The sequence below is a fragment of the Nonomuraea sp. NBC_00507 genome, from assembly GCF_036013525.1.
Lineage (GTDB): Bacteria > Actinomycetota > Actinomycetes > Streptosporangiales > Streptosporangiaceae > Nonomuraea.
Genome location: NZ_CP107853.1, coordinates 11,683,619 through 11,696,864 on the forward strand (window position 1 = coordinate 11,683,619; position 13,246 = coordinate 11,696,864).

17 protein-coding genes are annotated in these 13,246 nt (G+C 67.2%); 9 read left to right on the forward strand and 8 right to left on the reverse strand.

The annotated features are described in order from the left end of the window. Positions 1–5 precede the first annotated feature (5 nt). Positions 6–797 carry a thioesterase family protein gene (locus OHA25_RS55585; RefSeq protein ID WP_327584872.1) on the reverse strand — a complete coding sequence of 264 codons (792 nt, stop codon included), beginning with the start codon at positions 795–797 and terminating at the stop codon, positions 6–8. 109 nt (positions 798–906) lie between these two features. Here OHA25_RS55585 and OHA25_RS55590 point away from each other — a divergent pair, with 109 nt between their 5' ends. Then, a complete protein-coding gene (locus tag OHA25_RS55590) occupies positions 907–1,233 on the forward strand; it encodes a hypothetical protein (RefSeq protein ID WP_327584873.1) in 327 nt (108 codons plus the stop codon). An 85-nt stretch (positions 1,234–1,318) separates the two neighbouring features. Then, positions 1,319–3,163 carry a DUF3352 domain-containing protein gene (locus OHA25_RS55595; protein WP_327591195.1) on the forward strand — a complete coding sequence of 615 codons (1,845 nt, stop codon included), beginning with the start codon at positions 1,319–1,321 and terminating at the stop codon, positions 3,161–3,163. 58 nt (positions 3,164–3,221) lie between these two features. Here the strand turns inward: OHA25_RS55595 and OHA25_RS55600 are convergent, their stop codons facing one another. The 5 genes from OHA25_RS55600 to clpS all read right to left on the reverse strand — a co-directional run bounded on the left by OHA25_RS55600 (position 3,222) and on the right by clpS (position 5,846). After that, on the reverse strand, positions 3,222–4,169 hold the full coding sequence (locus OHA25_RS55600) for a PLP-dependent cysteine synthase family protein (protein ID WP_327584874.1): 948 nt from the start codon (positions 4,167–4,169) through the stop codon (positions 3,222–3,224). A 1-nt stretch (position 4,170) separates the two neighbouring features. Then, positions 4,171–4,443 carry a MoaD/ThiS family protein gene (locus OHA25_RS55605; protein ID WP_327584875.1) on the reverse strand — a complete coding sequence of 91 codons (273 nt, stop codon included), beginning with the start codon at positions 4,441–4,443 and terminating at the stop codon, positions 4,171–4,173. Positions 4,444–4,597: 154 nt separating this feature from the next. After that, on the reverse strand, positions 4,598–4,999 hold the full coding sequence (locus tag OHA25_RS55610; RefSeq protein WP_305918321.1) for a M67 family metallopeptidase: 402 nt from the start codon (positions 4,997–4,999) through the stop codon (positions 4,598–4,600). 9 nt (positions 5,000–5,008) lie between these two features. Then, positions 5,009–5,533, reverse strand: a complete 525-nt coding sequence (locus OHA25_RS55615; protein ID WP_305918322.1) for a DUF2017 domain-containing protein — start codon at positions 5,531–5,533, stop codon at positions 5,009–5,011. A 19-nt stretch (positions 5,534–5,552) separates the two neighbouring features. Beyond that, a complete protein-coding gene (gene clpS, locus OHA25_RS55620; RefSeq protein ID WP_305918323.1) occupies positions 5,553–5,846 on the reverse strand; it encodes an ATP-dependent Clp protease adapter ClpS in 294 nt (97 codons plus the stop codon). 46 nt (positions 5,847–5,892) lie between these two features. Here clpS and OHA25_RS55625 point away from each other — a divergent pair, with 46 nt between their 5' ends. The 5 genes from OHA25_RS55625 (at position 5,893) to OHA25_RS55645 (ending at position 9,916) form a co-directional block, all read left to right on the forward strand. After that, positions 5,893–7,176 (forward strand): nicotinate phosphoribosyltransferase, encoded by a 1,284-nt coding sequence (locus OHA25_RS55625; RefSeq protein WP_327584876.1) that lies wholly within the window; start codon positions 5,893–5,895, stop codon positions 7,174–7,176. A 14-nt stretch (positions 7,177–7,190) separates the two neighbouring features. Continuing rightward, positions 7,191–7,760 (forward strand): isochorismatase family protein, encoded by a 570-nt coding sequence (locus OHA25_RS55630; protein ID WP_327584877.1) that lies wholly within the window; start codon positions 7,191–7,193, stop codon positions 7,758–7,760. Between the two features lie 120 nt (positions 7,761–7,880). Then, the gene (locus OHA25_RS55635; protein ID WP_327584878.1) at positions 7,881–8,378 is read left to right on the forward strand and encodes a hypothetical protein; all 498 of its coding nucleotides are present in this window, start codon (positions 7,881–7,883) and stop codon (positions 8,376–8,378) included. A gap of 21 nt (positions 8,379–8,399) precedes the next feature. Then, positions 8,400–9,221, forward strand: a complete 822-nt coding sequence (locus tag OHA25_RS55640) for an alpha/beta fold hydrolase (protein ID WP_327584879.1) — start codon at positions 8,400–8,402, stop codon at positions 9,219–9,221. 38 nt (positions 9,222–9,259) lie between these two features. Then, on the forward strand, positions 9,260–9,916 hold the full coding sequence (locus OHA25_RS55645) for a class I SAM-dependent methyltransferase (protein WP_327584880.1): 657 nt from the start codon (positions 9,260–9,262) through the stop codon (positions 9,914–9,916). A gap of 4 nt (positions 9,917–9,920) precedes the next feature. On the opposite strand, the gene OHA25_RS55650 is transcribed toward OHA25_RS55645, so the two are convergent. After that, positions 9,921–10,298 (reverse strand): STAS domain-containing protein, encoded by a 378-nt coding sequence (locus OHA25_RS55650; RefSeq protein WP_327584881.1) that lies wholly within the window; start codon positions 10,296–10,298, stop codon positions 9,921–9,923. Between the two features lie 171 nt (positions 10,299–10,469). Continuing rightward, complete coding sequence (locus OHA25_RS55655) at positions 10,470–10,688, reverse strand: hypothetical protein (RefSeq protein ID WP_327584882.1); 219 nt, start codon at positions 10,686–10,688, stop codon at positions 10,470–10,472. Between the two features lie 281 nt (positions 10,689–10,969). Between OHA25_RS55655 and OHA25_RS55660 the strand changes: the two genes are divergently transcribed. Further along, a complete protein-coding gene (locus tag OHA25_RS55660) occupies positions 10,970–12,076 on the forward strand; it encodes a helix-turn-helix domain-containing protein (protein ID WP_327584883.1) in 1,107 nt (368 codons plus the stop codon). 49 nt (positions 12,077–12,125) lie between these two features. Continuing rightward, positions 12,126–13,229, forward strand: a complete 1,104-nt coding sequence (locus tag OHA25_RS55665; RefSeq protein WP_327584884.1) for a hypothetical protein — start codon at positions 12,126–12,128, stop codon at positions 13,227–13,229. Positions 13,230–13,246: the final 17 nt, after the last annotated feature.

Here is a 13,246-nt window from a genome sequence, read left to right on the forward strand (position 1 = left end):
TCACATCAGCCCCTGCCGACGCGTGCGAGCTGACGCGCCTGGGCCACCAGGCGACCGGCGGAGTCGCGCACCTCGACCTCCTCGTCGAACCAGCCGTCGAAGATCAGCCGGCCGCTGCCGAGCAGGGTCAGCCAGCCGGGCGCGGGCAGCGCGCGCAGGTGCCAGGTGAGGTCCACGGTCGGCGCCCAGCCGCGCGCGCCCGCCGAGAACACCACGGGCGGCAACGCGTCCACGGCCAGCGCCAGCACGTACGGGTCCGGGTCCTGCGGCTCGGCCATCCTGAAGTACGCCCGCGACTCGGGCCTGCCGGTGGGGTTGCCGGTCAGCCAGCCGATCGTGGGCGGGTCGAAGAGCAGCTCCATCTGGGCGCTCAGGGTCATGCCCGATTCCGGCTTGGGGTCGGGGAGCTTGAGGCAGTCCTCGAGGGCCGGCATGTCATGCGCTGATTTTTCGGCATAAATCGGCTCAACGTCGTTCAACGTGGCCGTCGTGATCAGGCTCTCGATCTGCGCCACGCCATCCTGGACGAGCGTGGCCCGGGCGAAGGCGGCCGTCCTGCCCGCCTTCAGCGGCTCCACCTTGACCTGGGCGGGGCCGGGCGCCGGCGCTTTGAGGAACTGCGCGGTCGTGCTCACCGGATGGTCGAACGGCGAGGCGTCCACCGCCGCGCGCAGGATCACCGCCATGAGGTAGCCGCCGTTGAGCGGGCCGCCGATGGCGTATCCGGGGTCGATGCACACGTCGTAGGTGCCGTCGTCGACCCTGATCGCCTGCGTGGCCTCGTCGAACTTGGTCATCCGCTCCCGCCTCAGCCTGGAACTATATTCTAGTAGCCCCATACTCTACGACATGCGTCTGTCAGCGCGCCTACCTGCGAAAACATGGTCGGGCTGAGAGAGTTTGATCATGGCAGTTGTCACCGAACTCATAGGTCAGTCCGTCTGGGACTGCCACGGGGTGTGGGTCGGTCACGTCGTCGACATCCGCATGATCAAGCACAAGGGCGAGCTCCAGCAGAGCCACACCGTCAACGGACTTGTCGTGTCCAGCCGGCGCGCGCCGCTCCTGCTCGGGCTCACCCGCAACCTCCACGGGCGCGTCCCCTGGCTCTCCCGGGTCCTGGCACGCGTGATCTACGCGGGATGCACGTTCGTGCCGTGGTCGAGCGTCGCCGACTACGCGAGCGGCGAGGTGCATATCGATGTGCTCAGAAAGGAGCTCCCCAGAGTCTGATTTCGACTTCAGCACATTGCAAGCGGCTGACAAGCAACATCAGATAACTTCTCTGTGGTTAAAAGTCCACATTGTGAGTTGAGTGATGTCTGCGAATAATCCCCCTTACGGCCAGGATCCTGACCGGACTACGGCGTACAACTGGAACCAGGGGCAGCCGTACCCTCCGCAGCAGCCTTACCCCCAGCAGCAGTCCTATGGTGAACAGGGGGCTTATGGGCAGCAGGGCTATGACCAGCAGGGCGCCTACGGTCAGCAGGGCAACCCTGGCCAGCAGCCCTACGGCCAGCAGCAGCCGGCCTATGGACAGCAGGCGTACGGTCAGCAGGCTTACGGGCAGCAACAGCCGCCGTACGGGCAGCAGGCCCAGGGTGGCTGGCAGCAGGAGCAGATGCCGCAGGGCGGCTGGCAGCAGGAGCAGAGCTGGCAGCAGGGCCAGTACGCGCAGGCGGGATGGCAGCAGCAGGGGCCTGAAGGCTTCGGCCCGCCCGGGCCGGCCAAGAAGAGCCGCAAGGGCTGGCTGATCGCGGGCGCCGCGACCCTCGCGGTGGTCCTGCTCGGCGGCGGCGCGGTGTGGGCCGTGGGCGCCATCGGCGGCGGCGGCACGCAGCCGAACGACGTCCTGCCCGCCAACTCCATCGCCTACGCCCGCCTCGACCTGGACCCGGCCGCGAACCAGAAGCTGGCGCTGTTCGAGCTCGCCAGGAAGTTCACGGTCACCAAGGACTCCTTCACCGGCGAGGACCCGCGTAAGGCGCTGTTCGACACCATCAACAAGGACTCCGACAGCAAGATCGACTTTGCCAAGGACGTCGACCCGTGGCTGGGCAGCAGGATCGGCTTCGCCGCCGTCCCCTCCGGCAAGCAGGAGCCCGACTTCGCGGTGGCCGTCCAGGTCAAGGACCAGGAGCAGGCCAAGGCCGGCATCGCCAAGCTGATGGACGGCGACAAGTACGGCATCTCCTTCCGCGACGACTACGCGCTCCTCACCGCCAACCAGGGGCTGGCCGACAAGTACGCCCAGGCCGAGGGCAGCCTGGCTGACAACGCGGAGTTCAGCGAGGACATGGGTGCGGTCGGCGAGCAGGGCGTGCTGTCCTTCTGGGCCGACATGGGCGGCCTGATCGACTTGGCCAAGAAGGAGCTCCCCGCCGACCAGCGGGCGGCGATCGACAAGATCAAGGACGCCAGGTTCGCCGGCGCCCTGCGCTTCGACAGCGCGTACGTCGAGCTCGCCGGTACGGTGCGCGGCGGGACGGGCATGCTGCCCCAGGGCGACCTGCCCAAGGCCAACCTGGGCACCCTGCCCGCCACCACGGCCGGCGCGCTGTCGATCTCCGGCCTGGACCAGGTCGTCACCAAGCAGTGGTCCGAGATCGAGAAGCAGGCCTCGGCGACCGGGGCCGCGGAGATCAAGCAGCTCATCGAGCAGGCCAAGACCCAGTTCGGCCTGGAGCTGCCGGCTGACCTCGCCACGGTCTTCGGCAAGAACTTCACGCTCGCGGTGGACAGCGAGGGCCTGAACAGCGACCAGATCAAGGGCGGCGTGCGCATCGCCACCGACCCGGCCAAGGCGCAGGCCATCCTCGACAAGATCCAGCAGGCGATGACCTCCAGCGGGCAGCCCGCTCCTCAGATCGCCAAGGTCGCCGGGGACGGCGTCTTCACGGTGGCGACGACCGAGGAGTACGCCAAGAAGCTGGCCGAGGAGGGCACGCTGGGCGACTCGGAGACGTTCCAGACCGCGATCCCGAACGCGGGCGAGGCCACGTCGGCGGTCTTCGTCGACCTCGACAAGCTGGAGAGCCTCTACCTCAAGAACATGCAGGGCGACGAGAAGGCCAACCTGCAGGTGCTGAGGGCCATCGGCATCAGCGGCACCCAGACCGACACCGAGGCGACGTTCTCGATGCGGGTCCTGTTCAACTAAGGGCGTAACGAAAGGGCGGCCGGTCCCCTGACCGGCCGCCCTTTCGTGTTCCAGACGCTCAGGCCCAGAGCTGGCCTTCGAGGCGTTCTTCCGCCTCGTCCAGGGTGCCCTCGTAGGCGCCCGTGGACAGGTATTTCCAGCCGCCGTCGGCCACCACGAACACGACGTCGGCACGCTCTCCCGCCTTGACCGCCTTCGCGGCCACCCCGAGCGCCGCGTGCAGCGCGGCCCCGGTCGAGACGCCGGCGAAGATGCCCTCAGAGGCCAGCAGCTCGCGGGTGCGCCGCAGCGCGTCCGCGGAGCCGACCGAGAATCGGGTGGTCAGCACGGACTCGTCGTAGAGCTCGGGGATGAACCCCTCGTCCACGTTACGCAGCCCGTAGACCAGCTCGCCGTAACGCGGCTCGGCGGCGACGATCTGCACGTCCGGCACCCGCTCGCGCAGGAACCGGCCGACTCCCATCAACGTCCCCGTCGTGCCGAGCCCGGCCACGAAGTGAGTGACGGTCGGCAGGTCCTCGAGGATCTCGGGGCCTGTGGTCTCGTAGTGCGAGCGCCAGTTGGCCGGGTTTCCGTATTGGTAGAGCATCACCCAGGAGGGGTTTTTCGCCGCCAGGTCCTTGGCCACGCGCACGGCCTCGTTCGAGCCGCCGGCCGCCGGGGAGGAGATGATCTCGGCACCCCACATGCGCAGCAGCTGGCGCCGCTCCTCGGAGGTGTTCTCCGGCATGACGCAGATCAGCTTGTAGCCCTTGAGCTTGGCCGACATGGCGAGCGAGATGCCGGTGTTGCCGCTGGTGGGCTCCAGGATCGTGCAGCCGGGCGTGAGCAGGCCGTCCTTCTCGGCCTGCTCGACCATCCACAGCGCGGGCCGGTCCTTGATCGAGCCGGTCGGGTTGCGGTCCTCCAGCTTCGCCCAGATCCGTACATCGGCGGACGGCGACAACCTCGGCAGGCCGACGAGCGGCGTGCGACCCACCGAGTCGATCAGCGATTCGAAACGCATGTCACCCGCCGGCGACGGCAGGAAGAACGGTCACCGTGTCACCGTCGGACACCGGCGTGCCGAGGCCGCCCAGGAAGCGCACGTCCTCGTCGTTGAGGTAGACGTTGACGAAGCGGCGCAGACCGCCCTGGTCGACCAGGCGGTCCTTGATGCCCGGGTGGCGGGACTCCAGATTGGTGATCAGCTCGTCAAGAGTGGCGCCCTCGGCGTTCACGGCCTTCGCACCGTCGGTGTAGTTGCGCAGAATGGTCGGGATGCGAACCTCGATGGCCATCGCGGTCAGTCTCCTCATGTCATGTCGTCGTCCCATCGGCAGACAACGCCGACGGCTGAAAGGGGATTCCAGGCTCAGTGACGTCAGTTGCGACAGTCATAGACGACGACAGCCGGAGTATGCGCGAAGAGGAAGCTCTGCACCGGCCGGACCATCATGGGAGAAACCTTACCTCTTCCTCGGTAATCACTCCGTCGAGGATCCGGTAGGAGCGGAACTCCGCCTTGTTGTCATCCCTGGTGGAGACCAGGACGTAGTGCGCGTTGGGCTCGGAGGCGTAGGACACGTCGGTGCGTGACGGGTAGGCCTCGGTGGCGGTGTGGGAGTGGTAGATCACGACGGGTTCCTCGTCGCGGTCGTCCATCTCGCGCCACACGCGCAACTGCTCCATCGAGTCGAAGCGGTAGAAGGTGGGCGAACGCTCGGCGTTCGCCATGGGGACGAACCGCTCGGGAACGCCGTTCTTGCCCGCGATCACACCGCACGCCTCGTCGGGGTGGTCGGCCCGGGCGTGGGCGACGATCTTGTCCGCCAGTTCCTGCGAGATCGAGAGCATGCCCGGAAATTACCAGAGCGCTCGGACCAGGCTGTCCTGGAGGTAGGTCAACCAGTCATAGGTGACATAGGCCGGGTATCTAGGGTCGTCCTCGGACATCATGGCGATCTCATCGTGGATCTCCTCGGTCACCTCCAGCTTGGTGCCGAGGGTGAGCCGGATGTCGTTGAGCGCCCGCAGCCACGCCTGGGCCTGCTCGGGTGTCAGGTCGAAGCGCCCGGACGCGGCGCTGTCGAGCACGGTCTGCGCGTCGGCCCGTTTGCCGTCGCGCAGCGTGGCCTCGGTGTAGCGGCGGAACTCGGCCGCCTCTTTGTCGTCTTCATACGCCGACGGGAACAGGCGCGCCAGCACCGGGTCCGACGGAGCCTCGGTCGAGCCGATGCCCAGCGCCCGCTCCAGCGGATCGTCGCTCGTCTCCCCCGGCGTCACGAGGCCGAGCGTCATCGACACGAGCGAGCGCAGCAGCGAGACCTCCGCGGCCTCGAACCGCGCGACGACTCCGCCACCTTTGCCCGGCGAGAACCCCGAACTCACCCGCACCTCTTCACGTGCATCACTTGACCGAATCCGGCTGGAGCGTCGCCCACAGGCCGTAGGAGTGGAGAATCTGCACATCGCGTTCCATCTCTTCGCGCGTGCCGCTGGACACGACCGCCTTACCCTTGTGGTGTACGTCCAGCATGAGTTTCTCGGCCTTCTCCTTGGTGTAGCCGAAGACCGTTTGGAAGACGTAGGTCACGTAGGACATGAGGTTGACGGGGTCGTTCCAGACGATGGTTACCCATGGCAGATCGGGCCGGACGTCCGATGACGGACGCTCGACGGTGATTGGAGCGGTGCTACCCACATCCCCGAGTCTGCCCTATCTGGGCCGTAGTCTTCGAGTCGTGACAATGACCATGAGCACTGCGTTGCTCACAGATCACTATGAGCTGACGATGCTGCAGGCCGCGCTGCGAAGCGGGGCGGCCCACAGACGCGCGGTCTTCGAGGTGTTCGCCCGACACCTGCCGGGCGGGCGGCGCTACGGGGTTGTCGCTGGGACGGGACGTGTCCTGGACGAGCTCGAACACTTCCGTTTTGGTGACAATGAACTCACCTATCTGCAGGCGCGCCAGGTCGTGGACGACGCCACTCTGGCGTTTCTGGCCGATTACCGGTTTTCGGGCAACATCTACGGCTACCGCGAGGGTGACCTCTATTTCCCCGCCTCTCCCATCATGGTCGTGGAGGGCACCTTCGCCGAGGCCGTGGTGCTGGAGACGCTGATCCTGTCGATCCTCAATCACGACTGCGCGATCGCCTCCGCCGCCTCCCGCATGACCAACGCCGCGGGCAAGCGCCCGATCATCGAGATGGGCTCGCGGCGGACGCACGAGAGCGCGGCGGTGGCCGCCGCCCGGGCCGCGTACATCGCCGGGTTCGCCTCGACCTCCAACCTGATGGCCGGGCAGAAGTACGGCATCCCCACGGCCGGCACGGCGGCGCACGCCTTCACGCTGCTGCACGACTCCGAGCGGGCGGCGTTCGAAGCCCAGATCGCCTCACTCGGGCCGGAGACGACCCTGCTGGTGGACACCTACGACGTGCCGGAGGCGGTCCGCACGGCGGTGGAGCTGGCCGGGCCCAAGCTCGGCGCGGTCCGCATCGACTCCGGCGACCTGGCCGCCGCGGCGCAGGAGGTGCGCGAGCAACTCGACGCGCTCGGCGCCTTCAACACCCGCATCCTGGTCACCTCGGACCTGGACGAATACGCCATCGCCGCGCTCGCCGCCGCCCCGGTGGACGGGTACGGGGTGGGCACCTCGCTGGTGACCGGGTCGGGGGTGCCCACGGCGGCACTGGTGTACAAGCTGGTGGCGCGGGAGACGGCCGCGGGCAAGCTGGAGCCTGTGGCCAAGCGCTCGGTGGGCAAGCCGTCGCGGGGCGGGCGCAAGGAGGCGTACCGGGTGCTGGACTCCTCCGGCCATGCCGAGACCGAGCTGATCACCACTGGGGGCGTGGTCCCCGAGGGCGGCATTCCCCTGCTGCACGAGCTGGTGCGCGAGGGCGAGGTCGTCGGCGCGGAGCCCCTGTCCGCCGCCCGCGAACGCCACGCGCAGGCCGTCGCCACACTCCCGCTGGAGGCCCTCCACCTGGGCCGGGGGTACGCGGCGGTCCCCACGGAGTTCGCCTGACGTATCGTGCCACTATGGGCACCGCATTGATCATCGTCGATGTGCAGAACGACTTCTGCGAGGGTGGCAGCCTTCCCGTGGCCGGCGGGTCCGCGGTGGCGGCGGCGATCACCCGCCACGTGGCCGACCACGGCTACGACCATGTGGTCGCCACCCGCGACTACCACGTCTCCCCCGGCGACCACTTCTCGGAGTCGCCCGACTACCTCTCGAGCTGGCCGGCCCACTGTGTGGCCGGCACGCCGGGGGCGGACTTCCATCCGTCGTTCGACGTGTCGGCGGTGGAGGAGGTCTTCAGCAAGGGGACCAACGCGGCGGCGTACAGCGGGTTCGAGGGCGCGTCCGGCGACGGGGTGTCGCTCGTGGACTGGCTCAGGGAGCGCGGGGTGCGCGAGGTGGACGTCGTGGGCATCGCCACCGACCACTGCGTGCGCGCCACGGCCCTGGACGCGGTCAAGCACGGCCTTGCGGTGCGCGTCCTGCTTGACCTCACGGCCGGTGTCTCGCGCGCCACGACGGAGGCGGCGATGGAGGAGCTGAAGAATGCGGGCGCCACCTTGCGGGGAGCGCCTGCCGTGGGCTGACCCCCACCGTCCATCACGCTGCGCAACGCTGAGGTGATGTGATATCAAGAGGGACGGACGCTCTCCGCAGTCGTGCCAACACGGAGCGTGACTCGTCTTCCTCGTCGTGGGAGGTTCTTCATGCTGGCCCTCTCCTTAGGAGCGGCCTGGCTGCTCCTCGGCCCGCTCAGCCTGTGGCTCCTCATCAAGGGCAGCGCCGCCGAGCGCATGCGCGCGATCGTCATGCTGGCGCTGCTGGAAGGCAGCACGATCGTGATGAGCCAGCTCGCTCAGGATTCCATCCCTGAGCACTCCGTGGTGTCCCACGACGTGTCACCGGCACCTGTCTGCGACGAACGCACCCCTGCCCCGCGATCCGCCAGGGTCGGCAGGGCGCTCGTGCTGGCCTGGCCCGCCGTCCGCCGCGAATGTGAGACGGTCGAGGTCACCGTCCGCACCAAGGGGAGGCGGCTGCTGGTCTGGGTGCGTACCGCCCCGGGTCCGGGCGATCGCCGGACCGCCCTTCCCGTACGCGTCAAAGGCGACACGGCCCGCGTAACAGTCCCGTTGCCTGAAAAATCAGGCCATATCCCGGTTGATGGCCGCAGCGGCCGCCGGATCCCGGCACCGATGACATAGCCATCTGGATGGAGCACTGCCATGCCGTACATCACCGCGGCCGACCGCACCGAGATCTTCTACAAGGACTGGGGCTCCGGCCAGCCGGTCGTCTTCAGCCACGGCTGGCCGCTCAACGCCGACGCCTGGGACAGCCAGTTGCGTCTGGTGGCCGAGAACGGCTACCGCGCCATCGCCCATGACCGCCGCGGCCACGGACGCTCCACACAGGCGTGGAGCGGCAACGACATGGACACCTACGCCGACGACCTGTTCAGCCTCCTGGAGACGCTGGACCTGCGCGGCGCGATCCTGGTCGGCCACTCGACGGGCGGCGGCGAGGTGGCGCGCTTCCTCGGCCGCCACGGCAGCACCCGCGTCTCCAAGGCCGTGCTCCTGGGCGCCGTGCCGCCACTGATGCTCAAGACGGACGCCAATCCGGGAGGCGTGCCCATCGAGGTCTTCGACGACATCCGCGCGGGCGTGCTGGCCGACCGCTCGCAGTTCTACAAGGACCTCAGCGCCCCCTTCTACGGCGCCAACCGGCCCGGCTCGACCGTCTCGCAGGGCACGCGGGAGGCGTTCTGGCTGATGAGCATGCAGTGCGGGCTGAAGGGCGCCTACGACTGCGTCAAGCAGTTCTCGGAGACGGACTTCACCGAGGACCTGCGGCGCATCGACGTGCCGACGCTGATCGCGCACGGCGACGACGACCAGATCGTGCCCATCGCGAACGCCGCCATCAAATCGGCCGAGCTGGTCAAGGACGCCACGCTGCAGGTGTACGAAGGGGCTCCGCACGGCCTGACGGGCTCGTTCAACGACGCCTTCAACGCCGACCTGCTGGCCTTCATCCAAAGCTGATCGATTGGGGCTGATCGATTCGGCTAGGGTGGTCCGCCGTGACCGAACCGGACTTCCTGCGCGCCACCCGGGCGTCCTATGACGCCATGGCCGTCGACTACGCCGACTTCTTCCGTGACTCGCTGGCGGGCATGCCGCTGGACCGGGCGATGTTCGCCGCGTTCGCCGAGCTCGTACGGGACTCCGGGCCCGTGGCGGACGTCGGCTCCGGTCCGGGGTGGGTCACGGCGCACCTGCACGAGCTGGGGCTGGACGTCTTCGGTGTGGACCTGTCGCCGGAGATGGTGGCACTGGCCGGGCGCACATATCCCAGCCTGCGGTTCGAGGAGGGCTCGATGCTCGCCCTGGATCTGCCCGACGGGAAGCTGGGCGGTCTGGTGGCCTACTACTCGATCATTCACGTTCCGCTGGAGCGCGTGCCCGAGGTGTTCGCCGAGTTCCACCGGGTGCTGGCTCCAGGGGGTCACATGCTGGTGGCGTTCCAGGTCGGGGACGAGCCGGTGCACCGTACGGACGGGTTCGGCCACCCGATCTCGCTGGACTTCCACCGCCGGCAGCCGGACCAGATCGCCGAGCTGCTCTGCGCGGCGGGCTTCGACGTGGATGCCCGTCTGCTCCGCGAGCCCCGGCCGGGCACCGCCTACGAGTTGACGCCGCAGGCCATGCTCCTGGCCCGCAAGCCTCTCGGTCTCTAGGGGTTCAGGGCGCGGCCACGGCCAGCCGCAGGGCGTCGTCGAACTTCGCGAAGACCTCGAACGCGTGCCGCAGCCCGGTGATCGACAGCACCCTGGCCATGACCCCATGAACCCCGCCGAGCAGCAGCCTGGTCCCCCGGGCCTCACAGCGCTGCATGACGCTGACGAGCTCGCTCATCCCCATGGAGTCGCAGAACGCCACCCCGCCGAGGTCCAGGATCAGGAAGGGCTGCGGGGGCAGCTCCCAGATGCGTTGCAGGTGCTCGCGCAGCACGGGCACCGCGTTGACGTCGAGCTCGCCCTCGAGCCTCATGATGATGGCGTTTCTTGAGAGGCCTGAAGTCACACTGAGCGTCGGCTTCCGGTTGGCCTCAGATGACATTGGCGAAGTCCTTTGCACATCTCAAGACGAGCCAAGAGAGGTTGTTGCCGCTTCCACCAAGCTTCTAACAGAAGGCCACTGCTCTGTGTCCAAATGCATAGGCCGCGGCGGAAGCGGCCAGGCCGGACGCGCGCAGCGCCGGGGGGCGAAGCGCCGCGCGGGAGGGCGTACTCAGACCGCGAGGGTCAGGTACGCGAGAACCAGGACGGTGAGGATCACTACCAGGACGCTCGTGCCGCTGACCACCATGATGATGCGCGTCCGCCGGGCCATCCAGCGGATCGCGGCCACCGCCAGGGTGATCATGGTCGCCAGGATGAGGAGCGACCAGGTCTTGGTGTCGGTCGGAGGGGGCATTGCCACTGAGAGGTACAGAGCTAGATCTGTCATAAAGGTTTCCCTGGTGCGATGCGCTGTGACAGGAACCTTGCCTGCGTTCAGAAGACTTCAGCATCCTTAACTGAAGTTTGTCTCTCTTTATGATTCCCTCGCTGAACCCAGGCCATTCGCACACTGCTACCAGAGATGCGTGGCTAGACTAAGGGCTCTTGTGCGCCCGATTCTCGCTAGTAGACCGTTCCGTTACGGCCTAGCTGCGAATTCTCCATCGACTCGGGCAGCCGAATGGGCGTTTACTAGAATTTTGTGAAGTTCACACGAATGAGGCCGACATGAGCGGTGACGACGTCGCGGGGACGGCGCTTGCGCACCGTCTGCGTGAGCTCCGCGAAAGCCACTGGCCTGATGTGCATGTCACGCAGGCCCAGCTGCGCGAGGCGTTCAAGATCAGTGTGCCGCTGATCTCCTCCTGGGAGTCGAGCTCGGTGATCAAGATCCCGCCGTTGCATCGGCTGGAGAAGTACGCCAGGTTCTTCGCGACCAAACGATCCGTCGACAACGGCAGGGCCCGCCTGTTCGACGAATCCGAGCTGACCCCGGACGAACGCGAGGAGCACAAGAAGTTGCTCGCCGAGCTGACCAAGCTCCGCCAGCGGGCGCTGCGGCAGCAGAGCGCCGGCGAGGTCTTCGAGCCGGACCTGGCCGAGGGCGCCCGCCGCCGGGGCCCGTGGCACTTCCCCAGAGGCGAGCCGATCACGATCATCTGCTCACAGATCCCCGAAGAGGACCGCGCCAGGATCCCCAAGGCGGACCCCGACAACGCCGATTACGTCGCGCTCTACCGATACTCGGATCTGGACTCGTTATTCGAGTTGTGGGGTCACGTGCGCAGCGTCAACCCGCACAGCCGGGGGGTCGTGCGCACCATGGCCGATCTCCAATCCGACGACCTGACCACCCATGTCGTGCTCCTGGGCGGCGTGGACTACAACGCGGTCACCGAGTACACGCTCACGCGCATCGAGCTCCCGGTGCGGCAGATCCCCGACTGGGCGGGCGAGAAGGGACCCTATTTCGAAGTCGAGAGGGACGGGGACACGCAGCGGTATTATCCGGTCACGGTGGGTTCTGGCGATAGCCTGCGACTACAGGAGGACGTCGCCTTCTTCTACCGCGGCGTTAACCCCTTCAACGTCGAACGCACTTTGACCATATGCAACGGGATATACGCCAGAGGCGTGTACGGGGCGGTCCGGGCGCTGACCGACGCTCGATTCCACGACAGGAACGCCGGCTATCTGGAGTCGCGTTTCGGCGACGCGGAGTCGTACAGCATTCTGATGCGGGTCGGGGTTCAGGGCAGGGCCGTGATCACGCCTGACTGGACCATCGACGCGTTCCGGTTACACGAATGGCCGGAGCCCACCCATGGAGACTGAAATAGCAACGGTCAGGACGCAGCATCACCACGGCTCCCACAGACATCTGGTGGACGTGTACGGCGAGGGTCTCGCCGGCGCGAAGCCGGGAACCGTCGATGCCATCGTCGTCCCCACGATCCGGCATCCGACGTGGCTGAAACACGTCATTCGGCTGGCGAGCACGCTCGGCTGTCCCCTGGTGACGCTGCACAGCCGCCGCAAATGGAGCAAGCCGGAGCTCGCGGCCTTGTTGATGCCGAGTGACGTGCAGTTCATCGCGATCGACATCGGCAGTCCGGCCTCGCTCAACCTGCCGGACTTCCGGACGACGACGCTGCTGAAGAACACGCCGTTCGTCCGGGCGACCGACCTGAGCGCGAAGCGCAACATCGGGCTTCTGCTGGCCCGGCTGATGAGCTGGGAACGCATCGTCTTCCTGGATGACGACATCGAGGTAGGCAGTCATGAGGAGGTCGCGCGCGCGGCGGGTCTGCTCGACAAATACGACGCGGTGGGCATGCATATCGGTGGCTACCCGGATAATTCAGTGGTGTGCCACGCTCACCGGCTGGCCGGAGGAGATCAGGACTCGTTCGTGGGCGGCGGTGCCCTCGCCGTCGAGACGACGCGCAATCCGTCGTTCTTCCCCAACATTTACAACGAGGACTGGTTCTATCTCCTGGGTGAGACCTCGCTACGTCGGCTGGCGGTGACCGGGCAGGTGACGCAGCGCGAGTACGACCCTTTTGACCGTCCCATTCGCGCACGGGACCAAGAGCTCGGCGACGTGCTGGCGGAGGGCGTCTACTGGCTGCTGGACGGAGAGAAGAAGACGGGTTGGGCGGGCGCGACCGACCCGGCGTACTGGACCGGCTTCCTCGCCCAGCGCAAGGCGTTCATCAGCGACGTGCTGCGCCGAGTCAGGCGGCTCCCGGCGGGCTCGCTGAAGAACCGCCAGGCCATGGAGGCGTCGCTCGAAGCCGCGCTCGGCCGCCATCACCGCATCGATGAGGTGCTCTGCGTCTCTTATATCGAAGCCTGGAGGGAAGACCGCCGCCGATGGGCCGAGCACTTCGCCGGGACCCCGCAGCTGGACTCGACCGCTGACGCGATGAAATGGCTCGTGAAAGACAGTGAGCCGCAATTGCGCTGGTGGACATCCATGGCCTAGGCGCTGTTGATTCACCA

What these genes read in the sequence shown, in the direction of transcription:
- OHA25_RS55625 (WP_327584876.1), top strand. Translation starts at nt 5,893, where the DNA reads ATGACCATGAGCACTGCGTTGCTCACAGATCACTATGAGCTGACGATG.
- OHA25_RS55605 (WP_327584875.1), bottom strand. Translation starts at nt 4,443, where the DNA reads ATGGCCATCGAGGTTCGCATCCCGACCATTCTGCGCAACTACACCGAC.
- OHA25_RS55655 (WP_327584882.1), bottom strand. Translation starts at nt 10,688, where the DNA reads ATGACAGATCTAGCTCTGTACCTCTCAGTGGCAATGCCCCCTCCGACC.
- OHA25_RS55640 (WP_327584879.1), top strand. Translation starts at nt 8,400, where the DNA reads ATGCCGTACATCACCGCGGCCGACCGCACCGAGATCTTCTACAAGGAC.
- OHA25_RS55660 (WP_327584883.1), top strand. Translation starts at nt 10,970, where the DNA reads ATGAGCGGTGACGACGTCGCGGGGACGGCGCTTGCGCACCGTCTGCGT.
- OHA25_RS55585 (WP_327584872.1), bottom strand. Translation starts at nt 797, where the DNA reads ATGACCAAGTTCGACGAGGCCACGCAGGCGATCAGGGTCGACGACGGC.
- OHA25_RS55650 (WP_327584881.1), bottom strand. Translation starts at nt 10,298, where the DNA reads ATGTCATCTGAGGCCAACCGGAAGCCGACGCTCAGTGTGACTTCAGGC.
- OHA25_RS55630 (WP_327584877.1), top strand. Translation starts at nt 7,191, where the DNA reads ATGGGCACCGCATTGATCATCGTCGATGTGCAGAACGACTTCTGCGAG.
- OHA25_RS55610 (WP_305918321.1), bottom strand. Translation starts at nt 4,999, where the DNA reads ATGCTCTCGATCTCGCAGGAACTGGCGGACAAGATCGTCGCCCACGCC.
- OHA25_RS55600 (WP_327584874.1), bottom strand. Translation starts at nt 4,169, where the DNA reads ATGCGTTTCGAATCGCTGATCGACTCGGTGGGTCGCACGCCGCTCGTC.
- OHA25_RS55590 (WP_327584873.1), top strand. Translation starts at nt 907, where the DNA reads ATGGCAGTTGTCACCGAACTCATAGGTCAGTCCGTCTGGGACTGCCAC.
- OHA25_RS55635 (WP_327584878.1), top strand. Translation starts at nt 7,881, where the DNA reads ATGCTGGCCCTCTCCTTAGGAGCGGCCTGGCTGCTCCTCGGCCCGCTC.
- OHA25_RS55595 (WP_327591195.1), top strand. Translation starts at nt 1,319, where the DNA reads ATGTCTGCGAATAATCCCCCTTACGGCCAGGATCCTGACCGGACTACG.